Below are 16788 nucleotides of genomic sequence, written 5' to 3'. Positions count from 1 at the left end.
TCCCCGGCCGCCACTGTGTGGCCTTTTTTATGCGCGGAGCAAAGATGGACCCAACTGACCTCGGCCCAGGCACAGCCACCTGGCTGAGCGGTACGGGCACTATTCTACTTGGCGGCTTTTTATGGCTGCGCAAGTTTATTTCAAGAGATGCCGCCGACCGGGCGATGGACAACGCCGACATCGGCACGGTCCGACGGCTCAACGAACTGCTCGACTCTGAACGCGAAGCCCGCAAGGAGGCTGAAGCGCGGGCGGATCAGTTTGCCAGGGAGCGCAACGAACTGGCTGCTGCGGTCGGGCGCATGGAAGGCAAGATCGAAGCGCTGACCAGCCACATTGTGCAACTCACCGACAAGGTGACTACGCAAAGCGCCGAGATAGCCCGGCTGCGTTCTCAACTCGGAGGAGTCAACGATGCACAGATGCGTAATTGATTTCATTGCTCGCCGCGCCTGGCGTCAGATCGAAGTCTGGGTGATCGCCACGTTGTTGATCGTCGGCTGCCTGATGCTGGGTTTCCAGGCGGGGCAATGGTCGGCCAACGCCGAGCACACTCAACAACTGGCCGAAGTGCGCAAAGCATATGACGCCGCGTTGGGGCGGCGCGATCTTCGTCTGGATCGCCTGGCCGAGAGCACGACCGAAGCCGCCGGCAGGGTGGAAAGCGCCGCCACGGTCGCCAGTGAGGCGGCGCATACGGCCAGTCGCGCCGCTGACAAGGCCAACCGGGTTCTGGATAAAGCGACGCAGTAGCGCCAAGCGTTTACCCGCACACACCGTTCAGGCTGGCAGCCACCGTTGCCGTGCCGCACAGACACCTCTTACACGCGGATTTACTCATGAAGATAACCCCGATTGTTGCCCATCTGCAGGCGACCTGCCCGACCTTTGCCCGGCGAATCAGTGCCGGCATCGACTGGGCGGCGGTTGCCCTTGGCGATCAGCTTGCGCATCCCTCCGCCTACGTGATTGCCACGGGCGATCAGGCCACGGCCAACGACCTGCAAAACGTCGTTCGCCAGAACATCACTGACCGGCTGGACATCGTGGTGGTGCTTGATGGCGGCGACAAGCGCGGACAGGAAGCCTGCGATCAGTTGCACACCATTCGCGCCGAGCTGTGGCGTGCATTGGTGGGCTGGAGCCCGGAGCGCGATTACGAGCCGGTGCAATACCAGGGCGGTGCGCTGGTGCAGATCAGTGGTGACCGTGTGACGTATCGCTTCGGCTTTGCCGCGCAGTTTCAGCTGGGTCGCACCCTTGAAAGCCAGCCTGCGGAAACCTGGCATGAAGCGTATCTGGACGGCTTGCCAGGCTTCAGCGGTGCCACGTTCGAGATGGACAGCATCGACCCGGCAGACCCCAACCTGAAATACCCCGGCCCCGACGGACGCATCGAAGTGAAATTCTCAGGAGATGTAAAACCATGACCCCTCGCATCACCGTTCTACCGGCCGAAGGCCGCACCGTGCCCGACCCGGAAGCAGGCGATCTGCTGCCTGCCGAAGGGCGGGCAGTGACGTTCAACGCCTGGTGGCAGCGCCGCTATAACGACGGCGATATCACCGTTCACACCGAGCAATCCCCCACTCAATCCGCCGAAACGGCTTAACCAAGAGGAAGCCAAACAATGGCTATCAGCTTTAACAACATTCCATCCGACGTTCGCGTTCCGCTGTTTTATGCGGAAATGGACAACTCGGCCGCCAACAGCGCGTCGGCCGGCATGCGCCGTCTGATCGTGGCTCAGGTCAACGACGATGTCACCGGCCCGGAAATCGGCTCGCTGGTGCTGGTGCCGAGCGTGGCACTGGCCAAGAACCTTGGCGGTCAGGGCTCCATGCTCGCTGCCATGTACGAAACCTGGCGCAAGGCTGACCCGACCGGCGAAGTCTGGTGCCTGCCGTTGCTCAACACCGAAGGCGCCAAGGCTGGCGCGACCATCACTGTGGCGGGGGCCGCGACCGAATCCGGTCTACTGAACCTGTACGTCGGTGGCGTGCGTGTCCAGGCCACTATCGTCAACGGGGCGACAGCGGCCCAGGCTGCCAGCGCGCTGTCGGTGAAAATCAACGCCACGCCGGACCTGCCGGTCAGGTCGGTTGTCGAGGCCGGTGTGCTGACCCTTTCCTGCAAGTGGAGCGGTGTGAGCGGTAACGACATTCGCCTGGAATTCAATCGCCTGGGTAAAACCAATGGCGAGGCGATCCCGGCGGGTCTGACCGCAGACGTCATTGCCATGACGGGCGGCGTCGGTACACCCGATCAGGTTCAGGCGCTTGCAGCATTGGGCGACGAGCCCTTCGAGTTCCTGTGCCTGCCGTGGACCGACACCACCACGCTGGATGCGTGGAAGTCGGCGATGGACGACAGCACCGGTCGCTGGAGCTGGGCGCGTCAACTGTACGGCCATGTCTACAGCGCCAAGCGTGGCACGGTGGGTACGCTGGTCGCCGCAGGTCAACTGCGCAACGATCAGCACATCACCATTCAGGCCGTCGAAATGGCTGCGCCGCAACCGGTCTGGCTGCAAGCGGCTGCACTGGCTGCGCGCACCGCGGTGTTCATTTCCGCCGATGCCAGCCGTCCGACCCAGAGCGGCACCATGCCGGGCCTGGATCCGGCCCCTGCCAGTCAGCGCTTCACCCTGACCGAGCGTGAGTCGCTGCTGCGTTATGGCATTGCCACGGCGTATTACGAGGGCGGTTACGTGCGCATTCAGCGCTCGATCACCACCTACCAGAAGAACGCATACGGCCAGGCCGATAACTCGTACCTGGACAGTGAAACCATGCACCAGTCGGCGTTCATCATTCGCCGCCTGCAAGGTGTGATCACCAGCAAGTACGGCCGCCACAAGCTGGCCAGCGACGGCACGCGTTTCGGCGCAGGCCAGCCAATCATCACACCGAGTACCATTCGCGGCGAGTTGATTGCGCAGTACGCCCGTCTTGAAGAAGAAGGTCATGTGGAGAACGCTGAAGTGTTCGCCCAGCACCTGATCGTCGAGCGTGACGGCAACGATCCAAGCCGCGTGAACGTGATGTTCCCGCCGGATTACATCAACGGCCTGCGCGTGTTTGCGCTGCTCAACCAGTTCCGCCTGCAGTACGACGAAGCGGCGTAAGTCGCTCCACCAACATCATTTTCAAACCCGCCTCGTGCGGGTTTTTTCATTCTGGAGATAAACAACATGGGTCAGAAAGTTGCGGGTACCTGCTACATCAAAGTGGATGGCACCCAATTGACCATTACCGGTGGCGGCGAAGCCCCGTTGATGAACGTGAAGCGCGAGACAGTGGTCCCGGGCTATTACAAGGAAACGGACAAGGCGGCCTGGCTGAAATTCACAGCTGTGCATACACCGGATCTGCCGCTCAAGTTGCTCACCACGGGTGTGGATATGACCATCACCTGCGAGTTCAACAACGGCAAGACCTACGTGCTGTCTGGCGCGTATCTGGTTGACGAGCCAAGCAGCAAGGCCGATGACGGCACCTTCGAACTGAAATTCGACGGCAACCAGGGGATTTGGCAATGAGTGAAGTCATCGAGCTGGCAAGCCCTATCGAGGCTCATGGCGAAACCGTTTCGCAACTGACGTTTCGTCGTCCCACCGCACAGGAAGCACGCGCCATCAAGGCTCTGCCTTACCGGATCGACAAAAACGAGGACGTGTCCCTGGATCTGGACGTGGCGGCGAAGTACATCGCTGTCTGCGCCGGCATTCCGCCGTCGTCTGTCAATCAGATGGATCTGTGTGACATCAACACGTTGAGCTGGAAGGTCGCGAGTTTTTTCATGGCAGCGGCATCAGCGACCTTGAAGGCCTGATAGCCGTCGTTTACGACCTCGCGTACTTCTGGAAGACCGACCCCGCACTGATGATGTCCAGGGAGCTGGACGTCATCACCGAGTCGATCTTGCAGGCACAACGCATCAACCAGATTTTGCAGGGGGAGTGATGGCAAACGCTATCAGGACGATGATTACCGGTGTCGACCAACTGTCTCCAACGCTGGCGACTGTCCGCAAAAACGTCAATGGATTCCGGGAAGGACTTGAAAACGCTGACCTTGGAAGCGCAGACAACGCCTTGACGGAACCGTTGATCAAAGCCGTAAAGGCAGCGATGGGCTTTGAGACAAGCATGGCCGGTGTGAAACGGTCGGTGAAGTTCGATACCCCGCAGCAATTCCAGGCGATGAGCCGCGACATTCTTGACTTGAGTGAGCGGCTTCCGGCTAGCGCCAGTGGCATTGCCGCGATTGTCAGCGAAGGGGCCAAGGCCAATGTGCCGCGTGAGGAGCTGACCGGGTTTGCCACCGATGCCGTGAAAATGGGCATCGCATTCGATCAGACGGCGGCTGAGTCCGGCGAAATGATGGGCAAGTGGCGTTCCTCATTCGAGCTGACTCAGCCTCAAGTTGCAGCGCTGTCCGAGAAGATTAACGTGCTCGGCAACAACAACCTGGAAAAGCAGATTGCAACGATGGTGACTGCGATGGGCCCGCTCGGGCCTGTGGCAGGTCGTGCGTCGGGCGAGATTGCTGCTATGGGCGCTACGCTGGCCGGGGTGGATGTCCCGACCGACGTCGCCGCCAAGGGCATCAAGAACTTCATGCAGTCGATTACCGAGGGCGGTGCAGCCAAGGCCGGGGCGTTTCAGGCCTTGCAGCTGGACATCAACCAGCTGACCCAAGGTATGCAGCAAAACCCGTCCGGGACCATCGAGAAGGTGCTCAATGCCATCTCGACGGTCGATCCGGGCACACAGTCGGCGGTCATTACGCAACTGTTTGGCGAGGAATCGCTGGGTGCCATTACGCCACTGCTCAAGAACCTGGATGTGCTGCGCTCCAACCTGGCGAAAGTCGGGGAGGGGGTGCAGTCGGCAGGAACCGTCGAGCAAGAGTTCCAGGCCAACTCGGAGCTGACGGCTAACGCGTTGGAGCAAATGAACAATCGGGTTGATCGCCTGAGCATCAATATCGGCAGTATGTTTCTGCCGGCGATGAACGAAGTAATGGCCGTGATCGGGCCGATGATTTCTCAGGTCGCCGCGCTGGCCGCCGAACACCCAGGCGTGATCAAGGGTGTGGTGGGCGCTGCGATTGCTTTTGGTGTACTGCAAATGGCGGTGCTGGCGGCGGCCAATGCCAGCAAAGTGTTGAGCATGGTCATCGGTCTGTCGCCAGTGGGCATGATCGTTCGTGCTCTGGCGCTTGCCGCAGGTTTTCTGATTGCCAACTGGTCGACCGTCGCCCCGTACTTCCAGGCTCTGTGGGCTGCGATTCGTGAGCCTGTCATGGCAGTGTGGGGCGTACTCAAGACACTGTTCGCCTGGTCGCCGGTGGGCATGATTGTGTCGAACTGGCAGCCACTGTCTGCGTTTTTTGTCGGACTGTGGGACGGCATCAAGGCGCTAGCAGCGCCGGTGTTCGATTTCATAAAAGCGCTGTTCGCCTGGTCGCCGGTGGGCATGATTGTGTCGAACTGGCAGCCACTGTCTGCGTTTTTTGTCGGACTGTGGGACGGCATCAAGGCGTTGGCAGCGCCTGTTTTCGACGCGATGAAAACGCTGTTCGGCTGGACACCGATCGGCATGATCATTTCGAACTGGCAGCCATTGTCCGAATTTTTCAGCGCGCTCTGGGACGTTATCAGAGCGCTGGCTTCGCCGGTACTGGGTTACTTTCAGACGCTGTTCGACTGGTCGCCAATGGACCTGATTTCGGCGGTGTGGCAACCGGTGAGCGGCTTCTTCACAGGTCTCTGGGAAACCATCAAGGCTGAGGCGGCACCTGTGACAGATGCACTGGCCGCTCTGTTCAGCGTGTCGCCAATGGAAGTGCTCTCGGCGGTGTGGCAACCGTTGAGCGGCTTCTTCTCCGGCCTTTGGGAAACCATCAAGGCCGAAGCAGCACCCTTCACAGACATGCTCATGCTGATGTTCGACTGGTCCCCGTTGGGGATGATCAGCGAGAAATGGGAGCCGATCAAAACCTTCTTTTCGGGGCTTTTCTCAGACATCAAGCCATTCCTCGAACCGATCATGAGCTGGTTTGGTGGTGGCTCCGGGGATCAGTCTCTGCTGCAAAAAGCCACCCAGAAACTCAGTGAGTTCGCGGAAGGACAGCGTGCGGATAACGCAGGTCCCGGTGGCGGGAAAGGGGCTTTCCTGACGGCTGATACAGTTCAGGCCAGTCAGCTCAAGCAGCAGCAGATCAATCAGGCGATGGGAATACCGGCGACCAGCCAACTGCTGGGTGCGCCGAACATGCCAGCACCCGGCAGTCTGTTATTGCAACAAGGTGCGGGCACAGGTTCACGGCTTGAAGGCGAGCTCAACATTCGTTTTGAGAACGCGCCAGCGGGCATGCGTACCCAGCAGATTCAGACCAATCAACCTGGCTTGACGATATCGCCAAGCGTGGGCTATCGAACCCTCGGCGCAGGAGCCGCAGCATGAGTACATGGCGTGACAGCCTGTTGCCGGCGTCTTTCAGGGGCATCGGCTTTTTCATTGAAAAGGCCAGTGTCCCGATCGGGCGCAAGGGGCAGTTGCATGAGTTTCCGCAGCGCGACGAGCCTTACTTCGAAACCTTGGGCAAGCAATCGCAGATCCATACGGTCACGGCGTTCATCGTCGGACCCGACTGTTTCAAGCAAAGGGACAAGCTGCTTCAAGCGCTGGAAGCGCAGGGGGCGGGGGAGTTGGTGCATCCCTGGCTGGGCCGCATGCAGGTACAGGTCGGCGAATGCAGTATGACGCACGCCCTGGCCGAAGGCGGGATCGTCCGGCTGGATCTCAAGTTTTACCCGGACCAACCGCTCAAGTTTCCGACGTCCACGCTCAACACTCGACGCCAGCTGATGCAGGCGTCCGAGGGACTGCTGGAGTCGGCGCTCAGGCGCTATAGGGCGGTCATGGCAACGGTGGATGCAGTCCGTATCAACATTCAGGCGCTGCGCAGCACGTTGTCGGGGGTATTCGCCACCGTGCAACGACAGTTCTCATCGTTCATGGCGATCTATTCGGATGTCACCGCGCTGGTGCATTCGCTGGTCAATGCGCCTTACACACTGAGCACGATGGTTTCCACGTTCTTTACCAGTTTTGACGGTGACAGTCGCCGGGTCGGAAGGGGAAGTGGCAGCGCAGGTTTTGCTGGAAGTGGCTCGGGCAATTCCGGTAGCGGATCTGCTGGTTCCGGCGGCGGCAGTGCGGGCAGTGGAAGCGGCAGTGCTGGCAACGGGAGCATGGGCGGTAGTAATGGTGGTTCAGGTTCAGGTTCAGGTTCCGGTAGCGCAGGCACGTCTGGCACCTCTGGCGGCGTCGCATCGAGCGCTTCAGGCGTAAGAAACGCCTCTGGTGCCGAGGCTGTGCCGTATCGCGCGATCATTTCAGAAGCCACTCAACAGGCGCAGGCCGTTTCCAGCATCAATCAGGTTAACCAGGGCGGTGGTCTCGATACAGGGGTGACGGCTCAGGCCACGGCGGATCTGGTGCAGGACGCGTTGCTCGTCAAGGTGGCGAGGGTCGTGGCCAGCATGCCGGTGGCGGTCAACACGCAGCCGATTCTCGTAGTGCCGTCTCTGGATCAGCAACGGGTTCAACCGCTGCAACGCGCCGATGTGCCGGTGGCCGACGATGTCATCGAACTGCGCGACACACTTAGCTCGGCCATCTGGGAAGCCTCTCTGAAAGCCGATCCCGAGCATTACCTGGCGCTCAACACGCTGCGGCATGCGCTGATCAGTCATCTCAACGCAGTGGCGGCTTCCGGTGTGCGTCTTTTGGACATGAAGGTTGCCGAGCCTTTGCCGGCTTTGGTGCTGGCCTACCGCCGATTCGGTGACGCCAGTCGCTCGGGCGAAGTGGTTCAGCGCAACCGTATTCCGCACCCAGGCTTCGTGCCGCCCGGCACGCTCAAGATCGCTCAGGAGTAACCCATGATCGACCCTAATGTTGTCACCCTGACGGTTGGCAATCAGGACTATGGCGGCTGGAAAACCGTGGAAATCTCTGCCGGATTCGATCGTCAGGCGCGCAGCTTTGACGTCGGCATTACCTGGAAGTGGCCCGGAAATGATGTGGTACGGCCGATCAGGGCGGGTGAGCGCTGTGAGGTGCGCATCGGTGGCGAGCTGATATTGACCGGTTGGGTGTTTGCCACGCCGGTCAGCTACGACGGCAAGCAGATCACGTTGAAAGTATCTGGCCGCTCCCTGACGGCTGACCTGATCGACTGCGCGGCGATCAACAGACCGAACGAGTGGAAAGGCGTCAGCGTGCTGGCCATCGTCACGGCACTGGCTGCACCTTATGGGTTGAAGGTCATCAGCGAAATACCGGAAACCTCGAAGCTGTCCAGACACACCATTGAACCGGCTGAAAGCGTGTTCAAGTCCATCGACCGACTGTTGACCCTGTTTCGGATTTTCTCCACCGATGACGAGCATGGCAACGTCGTATTGGCCAAGCCTGGCAGCGGGGGAGATGCGGTGGACGCGCTGGAATTGGGCAAGAACCTGCTGACTGCCAGCGCGACGCTGGACTTTTCCGGGCTTTTTTCCGAGTACCGGGTCATCGGTCAGCAGACGGGCGACGACAAGACGTCCGGCAAGGCTGCGTCGGAAGTTAATGCTTCAGTGACTGACGCAAGGACCGAGCGTCATCGCGTGCTGCTGATTCAGGAGAGCGCGCCGATTACGCCCGAACTTGCGCTAAGTCGCGCCAACTGGGAGCGCGGTCATCGGGTGGGCAAGGCGCTGCTCACCACCTACAAAGTGCAAGGCTGGCGACAGTCCAACGGCGCGCTTTGGCGGCATAACACCGTGGTGCGCGTCATCGATCCCATCATCGGCTTTGATCGGCACATGCTGATTTCATCCGTGACGTATTCGCTCAGTGAACAGGGGACCACCGCCACGCTGGTCGTTGGCCCGCAAGAGGGTTTCGAGGCCGAGCCCGGTGACCCCAACAAGCGCAGCAAGGCGCAGGTCAACAATGACGCTTACGCCTATTTGCTGCCTGTCGATAAGGAAAAAGCCACATGAACCTGCTCAATCGCATGCTGGTGCGCGGCACGGTCGTGCTCGCAAGGGCCAGCAGCAAGATGCAAGCGTTGCAAATGCGCCTGACCGCAGGGGAGGTCAAGGACGACATGGAACACTTCGAACCCTACGGCTTTACCAGCAATCCCCTGGCCGGTGCCGAAGGCATCGCGGCCTTCATCGGGGGGGATCGTTCTCACGGTCTGCTGCTGGTGGTCGCCGACCGCCGTTATCGTCTCCAGGGACTGGAGTCGGGCGAGGTGGCGATCTACACCGATGAAGGTGACAAGGTTCACTTCAAACGCGGCAAGGTCATCGACATTCAAACCAACACCTTGAACATCAAGGCGGCTACTGCCGTGAATTTCGATACGCCGCAGATCACCCAGACAGGAAAGATCGTTTCCCAGGGTGACCAGATTGCCGGTGGCATCAGCCAGATCACTCACCTGCACGCCAGCGTGCGCTCCGGCCCCGACCAGAGCGGGCCTCCCGTGGGAGGTGGCTGATGATGAACGAAGGTTCCTTGCAGGCTTCATTGCTGCGCTCGGTGATCATCAGCCTGTTCACCTGGCGTCGCGCCGAGGCGGACGATCCGTTCGACGATGCCGAGCGCTTTGGCTGGTGGGGCGATACGTACCCGGCTGTGACCAATGACCGGATCGGCTCCAGGCTCTGGCTGCTGCGCAGGGTCAAGCTCACCGCTCAGACGCAGCGCGACGCCGAGTTCTATGCCCGCGAAGCGTTGAGCTGGCTGATCGACGACGGTCACGTCCAGCGCATCAACATCTTCACCGAACAGGTTCAGAGCAACCGCTTGAACCTGGGCGTCGAGCTGGTCGTCCCGGACGGCCAGGTCGTGCGCTTCAACCCTTCAGAACAGTGGCAGGTGATCTATGCCGTTTGAAACCCCCACGTTACCCGCACTCGTCAACCGCACACAGGTTGACCTGGCGGGCGACGCGCTTCGTCAGTCCGATGCCCGCGTGCTGTCTCGCGCCCACAGTGGCGCGGCCTATGGGTTGTACGGCTATCAGGACTGGATCGCCGACCAGATTCTGCCGGACACCGCCGATGAGGACACCCTTGAGCGGCAGGCCATTCTGCGTCTCCGGCAGCCGCGCAAACCTGCGCAGGCGGCCACCGGCTCGGTGCGTTTTGTGGCCGCAGCGGGTGCAGTGCTGGATGCCGATACGATCCTGCAGTTCAGCGATGGACGTTTCTATCGAGTGACTCAGGGTTTGACCACTGTGGCGGGCAACAACACGACCACGGTCGAGGCGGTGGATGCAGGTGCGTTGGGCAATGCCGACGCCGGGCAGGTCATGACCGTCGTGCAACCTGTTGAAGGCATCGACAGCAGCTTTACCGTGATCGCGGACGGCCTGACAGGCGGCATCGCCCGAGAGAGTACCGAGTCGCTGCGCGCTCGTGTCGTACGTTCTTATCGGGTTATTCCTCATGGCGGGAATCAGGACGATTACGTCACCTGGGCGCTGGACGTGCCGGGCGTGACACGTGCCTGGTGCGTGCGTCGCTATATGGGGCCGGGCACTGTCGCGGTGTTTTTCATGCGTGACGATGATGCGACCCCGACGCCGGATGCGGAGCAACTGGCTCAGGTGGCTGCGTACATCGAACCGTTGCGCCCGGTCACCGCCGAGCTGTACGTGCTGGCGCCGGTTCAGAAACCGGTGACCTACACCATCAGCCTGACGCCGGACACCTCGGCGGTGCGCGCCGCCGTACAGGCTCAACTGGCCGATCTGCACAATCGTGAAGCCGGTCTGGGCGAAACCCTGTTGCTGACGCATATCGCTGAAGCCATCAGCCGGGCAACCGGGGAAACCGACCATGTGCTGATTGCGCCCAAGGCCAATGTCACGGCAGCTGCCAATCAGTTGCTCACGTTTGGGGGGATTTTATGGTCGTCATAAGAACCGCCGAGCACTACGCCGAGCAACTGCACGCGCTGCTGCCGCTAGGTCCCGCCTGGGATCCGGAGCGGGTGCCGGAGGTGCAGCAACTGATCGCCGGTCTGTCCCATGAGTTCGCCCGTATCGACGGCCGCGCCTTCGACCTGCTCAACGAAATGGACCCGGCCACCGTCAGTGAACTGGTTCCGGACTGGGAGCGGGTGATGAACCTGCCCGATCCCTGTCTCGGGCTCAAGCCGCTGTTCGAGGATCGGCGCCTGTCGGTACGTCAACGGCTGGTGGCCGTAGGAGGGCAGAACGCAGCGTTCTATATCGGCATTGCCGTCAGCCAGGGCTACCCCGACGCCTCTGTCACCGAACTCCGAACGCCCCGCATGGGGCGTTCTCGTTTTGGGCGGGCGCATTTCGGCACCTGGAACGCGCAATTCATGTGGACCCTGAACACCGGTGGCCGCCAGCGGCTGGGACGGCGCTTTGGTGCCAGTTATTGGGGAGAGCGTTTCGGGGTCAACCCCGGAACGGCAATCGAATGCCTGATTCGTCGAGCAGCACCGGCGCACGGCATCGAATTCGTTAATTTCAACTGAGGAACAACAGATGGACTATCCCAAGAGTGTGCCAGGCATAGGCCTGGTCAGCGGCAAGTTTGTAGATGAAAACCCGGCAACCGGCACCCCCGGCTCGCTGATTCCCGCGCAGTGGGGCAACTCGGTGACGCAGGAGATCCTGAACGTGATACTGGGCGCAGGTCTGGTGCCCAGCGAAGCGGACGTCACGCAACTGCACAGGGCCATCCTCGGCCTCGCCGCGTCGGACTACAAAAAAAACGTACGCTGCGCCACGACTATGGCCATCGGCCTGAGCGGTCTGCAGACCATTGATGACGTCACGCTGACGGCAGGCGACCGGGTACTGGTCAAGAACCAGGACAACCCGGCGCAGAACTGGATTTATCTCGCAGCGGCAGATGCCTGGACCCGTGCGCAGGATGCGAACGAGAGCAACGAATGCGCGCCGGGCCACCTTGTACCGGTGCAGGCGGGTACGAAAAACGGCGGTACGGTCTGGCAGTTAACCAACACGACTGCTCCGGTTCTGGGCACGACAGGGCTGGTGTTCGAGCGTGCGCTGGGGCGTAGCGGTGTGGCGGCGGGCAACTACAGCCGGGTGAAGGTCAATCGGTATGGGCAGGTTGAGGAGGGGAGTAACCCAGGCTTTGAATGGTCAAATTTCAACTCTATAGCGTTAAGCACCGTACTCGGGGCCGATAGTACCGGTGGGGTAATAAGCGCTGCGTCTTCAACAGCGATCACTGTAACGATGCCCGTGGCAGCGAAGGTACCTACCGGTGCAACTATCATGATTGTGAGTGCCGGGGCTGGAGCGGTCACACTGATGGCCTCGGGTACTGACAACCTGACGAATCAGACTGGTGCAATCATCCCAATCGTACTAGGGGCGGGTGATTCGGCGCTCCTGTCTCGGGTGGCCGGTGAGTGGCGTTTGTTGGGGGGCAGTGTCGCCTCCAAATACTCCAATACCTTTGCAGTCGTAATGGGTGGGGCTGGACGTCAAAGACTGCCGAGCGGACTGCTTTTGCAATGGATAAACGTATCCATACCGCTTGGGCAAGGGGCACTGGTACCTTTCAATTGGCCTATCTCATTCGATAACGCGGCCCTTGCCATTGCCTTTGCTCCCGATTTTACAGTTTCCGAATACGGCTACATGACGCTGTCGGTTATCGACAGAAATAAACAGGGGGCGAAGCTTGCCAACATTGGGCAATCTTTGAAAATTGGTTCAGTTGCAGGAACCACAATCATTGGTATCGGTTACTGAGGCGCTATACACATGATTTTTTATTCGGCCACAACAGGCGGTTTTTACGACTCGTCTGAAAATACTTATGTACCTGCGGATGCGCTGGAAATATCAAGCGAGCGGCATGCCGCATTACTGGATGGGCCTACGTCAGGACGGCGAATTATTGCTGGTGAGAACGGGCTTCCTATTCTGGCCGATCCGCTGTCATTACCAGAAAACGTACTGATCGGTAATGAACGTTTCTGGCGAGATGGTTGCCTCGCCGCTACCGATGGCTTGGTCAGTCGTCATCGTGACGAATTGGAGGGTGAGTTGATGACAACCTTGACGTCCACTCAGTATATCGAGCTTCAAGCTTACCGCCGTGAGCTTCGCAAATGGCCGGAGTCAGAATATTTTCCGTCGATAGTGCATCGGCCTCAATCAGCTGATTGGCTTCTAAAGGAAATTGTTTAAACGCCCCTCTACGAAGAGGCGTTTTTATTTCTGCTCTTATAACCCCCGTAACCCTTCAATAATTCCATTAGCACCACTGTATTCTTGCAGGTGGTTATTGCTGCAATAACCGCTGCCGAGCGCTCCCTGCAACTTACGTTACACGAGAGGTCCATTGCGCCGGCAAGCGTCATTCACGCATGGATGCATTTCACTCAATAAAAAACTAAAGGTATTCATATGTACACAGTTATAAGCGTTCGCGATCCACGTTGGGCCGATCTGGCACACACTGCCATCAGCATGTGGGTGTTGTTTGAAGAGTTCAAAGATACCTACGGTGAGGTGCCTTTTGGAGCTTCTCCAAAAGACCCTGAGCCTCACGGAGTAGACCTGTATAACCGTGCCGTTGCGGGTGAGTTTGGCCCGGTTCTTGAGCCTACCGAGGAAACGATTGTGGGGCAGGTGATGAGCCAGCGGGATGCCTTGTCGGGTTCAGCCACTGCTCGAATCAATGCATTGGTGACCGAGCTTGATATGCTTCAAGACGCCATTGCAATGAACCTGGCGACCGAAAAGCAAGTGAAATCGGTGCCCGCAATAAAAGCCGAGCTATACGCTTTCCGTCTCTACCGCGTACGGCTTTCCCAAATCGATACATTGGAAGGTTACCCCAGAAAGTTTGACTGGCCAGCAGCGCCAGCACAGCCGTTTGTGTATGTGCCGGCCGCTGAGTAGCTATCAATTTGGCAGGGCGTAAGCGAAAACGAATGGCACCCGACGCTGGCTCTAAAGCCGGCGTTATTGTTTCTACTCTCTTTATCGCAACGACCTGTTGACTCGGCTAACACTCACACCGCACTCACCTGAGCGCCCCACCCTACTTAAAACGTAATGCGGGAGCGTTCCTGAGCATTAGAGCAATTCAGTAGCACTCCTTGGGCCGCTGATACTAATAAGCGTCCCCTGTTAAATCCGTCCCACTCAATACATATTAAAGGTATTCACATGAACACAGTTTTCAGCGCTCGCAACCCTGGCTGGGCCGATCAGGCCCACACCACCCTCAACCTGTGGGTGATTTTTGAAGAAAACAAGGATTCTGGACGTGAGCAAGGGATATCCATCTCTGCCAATGACCCGGATCCGCAAGTCGTCGCGCTGCTTAATCGGGCAATCTCCGGGGAGTTTGGAGAGATTGCCGAGCCGACCGAGCAGATGGTCCGGATGACCGTCATGATCCAGCGCGGTGGCTACTCGGCCAACGCGTCCAAAAAAATTGACCTGTTGGCCAATGAGTTGTCCATCGTGCAAAACGCTGTAGCGTCGGGGACGGCCACGCAAGCTCAAATTGACGCCATGCCCGCGCTGCAGGCTGAGCTTGATGCCTACATGGCTTACCGGGCAGACCTCGCCCACCTCGAAGACATCCCGGGTTTCCCGATGTCGTTCGTATGGCCGGTTCCGCCTGCGTCGCCGTTCGTGTACGTAAAGCAGCCTGAAGTGCCGACGCCGCCAACGGGCGTCAGTGAGGATGAGCTCCCCTGGGTGATGACAAGCATTCGTAACCCTCGCTGGGCCGATCAGACTCACAACGCCATTGTGCTTTTGGTGGTCTTTGAGAAAACCAAAGACACGCGTGGTGAAGAGGCCATAACCGTTTCTTTCAACGATCCGAGGCCACAGGCCAGAAAACTGTTTGATCGTGCAGCGTTCAGCGAGTTTGGCCCGGTTCTTGAGCCGCTTGAGTCGGCTGTCCCCGTAGATGGACGTGTCCAGCGGGACCGCTATGCAGCCGCGGCTACTGCAAAAATCGACGCGTTGAACAACACGCTGAACACCTTGCAAAGTGCTATCGAGGCTCAATTGAAATCCTTGCCTGCGCTACAAGCCGAGCGTGATGCGTACTGGCTCTACCGGGTGCAGCTTGCTCAACTCGATGCGCTCCCAGGCTTTCCGCTGTCGTTCGAGTGGCCAGTCGCGCCTGCAACGCCCTTTGCTTAAGCCTGTTTGTCCGAATCGAAGACGTCCTCCATCGGCTGAGTAAACACAAACGGCCCAAGCCGTGGACCTCAGCAATGAAGAGAGGCCGCGATGCACGTTGCTCTTCAAAAAAGGAGGTTGCTGTCGATTCGGAAGACGTACGAGTGCCTCAACCTCAGCAGGAGAGGGCCTATGCCTATCAACCAGCAACAACTGCTACAAATCCTCCCCAACGCCGGCCCTAAAGCCGGCGTTTTCGTTCCTGCCCTAAACATCGCAATGGCCCGCTACAACATCGATACGCGTCTGCGTATGGCCGCGTTCATCGCGCAAATCGGCCATGAGTCCGGCCAGTTGCGGTACGTGCGTGAACTGGGCAGCGAAAGTTACCTGGCGAAGTACGACACGGGGCAGTTGGCGCTGCGTCTGGGCAATACGCCAGACGCAGACGGCGACGGCCAGCTTTACCGGGGTCGTGGGCTGATTCAGGTAACGGGGCGGGCCAATTATGAAGCGTGCGGGGAGGCGCTGGGGCTGGATCTTTTGCGCCAGCCCGAGCTGCTCGAAAGACCTGACTGTGCCGCAATGTCGGCGGCATGGTTCTGGGACCGTGCCCACTTGAACGCGTTGGCTGACAAGGGAGATTTCCTGATGATCACCCGGCGCATCAACGGCGGCACCAATGGCTTGGCCGATCGACAGGCGCTCTATCGGCGCGCTCTGGAGGTGCTGCCATGAGTGTTCTGGATGTTCGCGTGGTGATTCTGGCGGTCGTGTTCGGCTCGGGTCTCGGCGCGTGGCTTGCCTGGGAATGGCAGGCCACGCGTTACGAGCAGCAACTTTCCGAGCAGGCAATGGCTTGTTTGCAGGAGCGCGAGTTGGCGTCCAGGGCTGCCATCGACTGGCAAGCCGCCGAGCAGTCCAGGCGACGTGCGCTGGAAGTCCGCCTGCAACACAGCGACACAACCCTTCACAAGGAATTGAGTGATGCACAGACTTCTCAGGTCCGCCTGCGTGATCGCCTGGCTACCGCTGATTTGCGGCTGTCAGTCCTCCTCGCCGTCAAGGGCACAGGTGATGGATTGCCAGCCGCCCCCGGCTCCGGCGGCGTGGTTCATGGAAGCACGCGAGCCGAACTTGACCCAACGGCTGCTCAACGAATTGTCGCCATCACCGACGACGGCGACCGCGGACTGATCGCGCTCAAGGCTTGCCAGGCCTACGTGCGCGAGCTTACTTTCTGAACACCCTGCCTCTTTCCCGCCTCCCTAAGGAGGCGCGGCCTTTTTGCAGCCTTTACAGGTTGCCCATCGACGTTAACGATCGTCTCGCTCGATACATTCATATTGCACCGCTCTCATCGGTACGCTAATGTCCCGAAACGTACCGATGAGACCCCTTCCGTGACGATTGTCAGCAAACTCTTGATGCGCGTTATCAAGGCCCACGCCCGCTGGCGTTGGCGCGCCTGACTATTTCCTTGCCGGCCCTGCCGGACCCGCACCTGTATGTCTTCAATTCGTCATGTTCTCCCGCCACTGTCACG

General features: G+C 59.4%; 19 protein-coding genes and 1 pseudogene. All 20 read left to right on the top strand.

Features of this window, described 5'->3' with window-relative positions; translation table 11 throughout:
* The first annotated feature begins 44 nt into the window (after window positions 1-44).
* The 20 genes and pseudogenes from ALP40_RS09705 (at window position 45) to ALP40_RS09610 (ending at window position 16486) form a co-directional block, all read left to right on the top strand.
* Window positions 45-434 (top strand): chemotaxis protein, encoded by a 390-nt coding sequence (locus ALP40_RS09705; protein WP_122208074.1) that lies wholly within the window; start codon window positions 45-47, stop codon window positions 432-434.
* The gene (locus tag ALP40_RS09700; protein WP_122208073.1) at window positions 415-753 is read left to right on the top strand and encodes a hypothetical protein; all 339 of its coding nucleotides are present in this window, start codon (window positions 415-417) and stop codon (window positions 751-753) included. Before ALP40_RS09705 ends, ALP40_RS09700 begins: the two co-directional genes overlap by 20 nt.
* 86 nt (window positions 754-839) lie before the next feature.
* Entirely contained in the window at window positions 840-1430 is a 591-nt protein-coding gene (locus ALP40_RS09695; protein WP_122208072.1) for a hypothetical protein, read from the top strand.
* The gene (locus ALP40_RS09690) at window positions 1427-1612 is read left to right on the top strand and encodes a DUF2635 domain-containing protein (RefSeq protein WP_122208071.1); all 186 of its coding nucleotides are present in this window, start codon (window positions 1427-1429) and stop codon (window positions 1610-1612) included. The genes ALP40_RS09695 and ALP40_RS09690 overlap by 4 nt, the downstream gene beginning before the upstream one ends.
* A gap of 18 nt (window positions 1613-1630) precedes the next feature.
* Window positions 1631-3127: a phage tail sheath subtilisin-like domain-containing protein gene (locus ALP40_RS09685; protein ID WP_122208070.1), complete on the top strand. Its 1497-nt coding sequence runs from the start codon at window positions 1631-1633 to the stop codon at window positions 3125-3127.
* A gap of 66 nt (window positions 3128-3193) precedes the next feature.
* Entirely contained in the window at window positions 3194-3541 is a 348-nt protein-coding gene (locus tag ALP40_RS09680) for a phage tail tube protein (protein ID WP_122208069.1), read from the top strand.
* On the top strand, window positions 3538-3834 hold the full coding sequence (locus ALP40_RS09675; RefSeq protein ID WP_122208068.1) for a phage tail assembly protein: 297 nt from the start codon (window positions 3538-3540) through the stop codon (window positions 3832-3834). Before ALP40_RS09680 ends, ALP40_RS09675 begins: the two co-directional genes overlap by 4 nt.
* 130 nt (window positions 3835-3964) lie before the next feature.
* The gene (locus ALP40_RS09670; protein ID WP_122208067.1) at window positions 3965-6472 is read left to right on the top strand and encodes a phage tail tape measure protein; all 2508 of its coding nucleotides are present in this window, start codon (window positions 3965-3967) and stop codon (window positions 6470-6472) included.
* A complete protein-coding gene (locus ALP40_RS09665; protein WP_122208066.1) occupies window positions 6469-7953 on the top strand; it encodes a DNA circularization protein in 1485 nt (494 codons plus the stop codon). The genes ALP40_RS09670 and ALP40_RS09665 overlap by 4 nt, the downstream gene beginning before the upstream one ends.
* A 3-nt stretch (window positions 7954-7956) precedes the next feature.
* Window positions 7957-9063, top strand: a complete 1107-nt coding sequence (locus ALP40_RS09660) for a phage baseplate assembly protein (RefSeq protein WP_122208065.1) — start codon at window positions 7957-7959, stop codon at window positions 9061-9063.
* Entirely contained in the window at window positions 9060-9569 is a 510-nt protein-coding gene (locus ALP40_RS09655) for a phage baseplate assembly protein V (RefSeq protein ID WP_122208064.1), read from the top strand. The genes ALP40_RS09660 and ALP40_RS09655 overlap by 4 nt, the downstream gene beginning before the upstream one ends.
* Window positions 9569-9967, top strand: a complete 399-nt coding sequence (locus tag ALP40_RS09650; protein WP_122208063.1) for a phage GP46 family protein — start codon at window positions 9569-9571, stop codon at window positions 9965-9967. The genes ALP40_RS09655 and ALP40_RS09650 overlap by 1 nt, the downstream gene beginning before the upstream one ends.
* Window positions 9957-10997, top strand: a complete 1041-nt coding sequence (locus ALP40_RS09645; protein WP_122208062.1) for a baseplate J/gp47 family protein — start codon at window positions 9957-9959, stop codon at window positions 10995-10997. The genes ALP40_RS09650 and ALP40_RS09645 overlap by 11 nt, the downstream gene beginning before the upstream one ends.
* Window positions 10985-11584, top strand: a complete 600-nt coding sequence (locus ALP40_RS09640) for a YmfQ family protein (protein WP_122208061.1) — start codon at window positions 10985-10987, stop codon at window positions 11582-11584. Before ALP40_RS09645 ends, ALP40_RS09640 begins: the two co-directional genes overlap by 13 nt.
* A 10-nt stretch (window positions 11585-11594) precedes the next feature.
* Window positions 11595-12209: pseudogene (locus ALP40_RS09635) on the top strand (phage tail protein); the annotation flags it as partial.
* 642 nt (window positions 12210-12851) lie between these two features.
* Window positions 12852-13280, top strand: a complete 429-nt coding sequence (locus ALP40_RS09630) for a phage tail assembly chaperone (RefSeq protein WP_122208060.1) — start codon at window positions 12852-12854, stop codon at window positions 13278-13280.
* A gap of 219 nt (window positions 13281-13499) precedes the next feature.
* A complete protein-coding gene (locus ALP40_RS09625; protein ID WP_122208059.1) occupies window positions 13500-13997 on the top strand; it encodes a phage tail protein in 498 nt (165 codons plus the stop codon).
* A 339-nt stretch (window positions 13998-14336) separates the two neighbouring features.
* Window positions 14337-15263, top strand: a complete 927-nt coding sequence (locus tag ALP40_RS09620; RefSeq protein ID WP_259640693.1) for a phage tail protein — start codon at window positions 14337-14339, stop codon at window positions 15261-15263.
* A gap of 171 nt (window positions 15264-15434) precedes the next feature.
* Entirely contained in the window at window positions 15435-15980 is a 546-nt protein-coding gene (locus ALP40_RS09615; protein WP_122208057.1) for a glycoside hydrolase family 19 protein, read from the top strand.
* Entirely contained in the window at window positions 15977-16486 is a 510-nt protein-coding gene (locus tag ALP40_RS09610) for a lysis system i-spanin subunit Rz (protein ID WP_122208056.1), read from the top strand. Before ALP40_RS09615 ends, ALP40_RS09610 begins: the two co-directional genes overlap by 4 nt.
* Window positions 16487-16788: the final 302 nt, after the last annotated feature.

The organism is Pseudomonas viridiflava, assembly GCF_003702045.1.
GTDB classification, from domain to species: Bacteria; Pseudomonadota; Gammaproteobacteria; order Pseudomonadales; family Pseudomonadaceae; genus Aquipseudomonas; species Aquipseudomonas viridiflava_C.
Note: the sequence above shows the minus strand (reverse complement) of the source record. Positions and strands in the feature narration are given on the sequence as shown.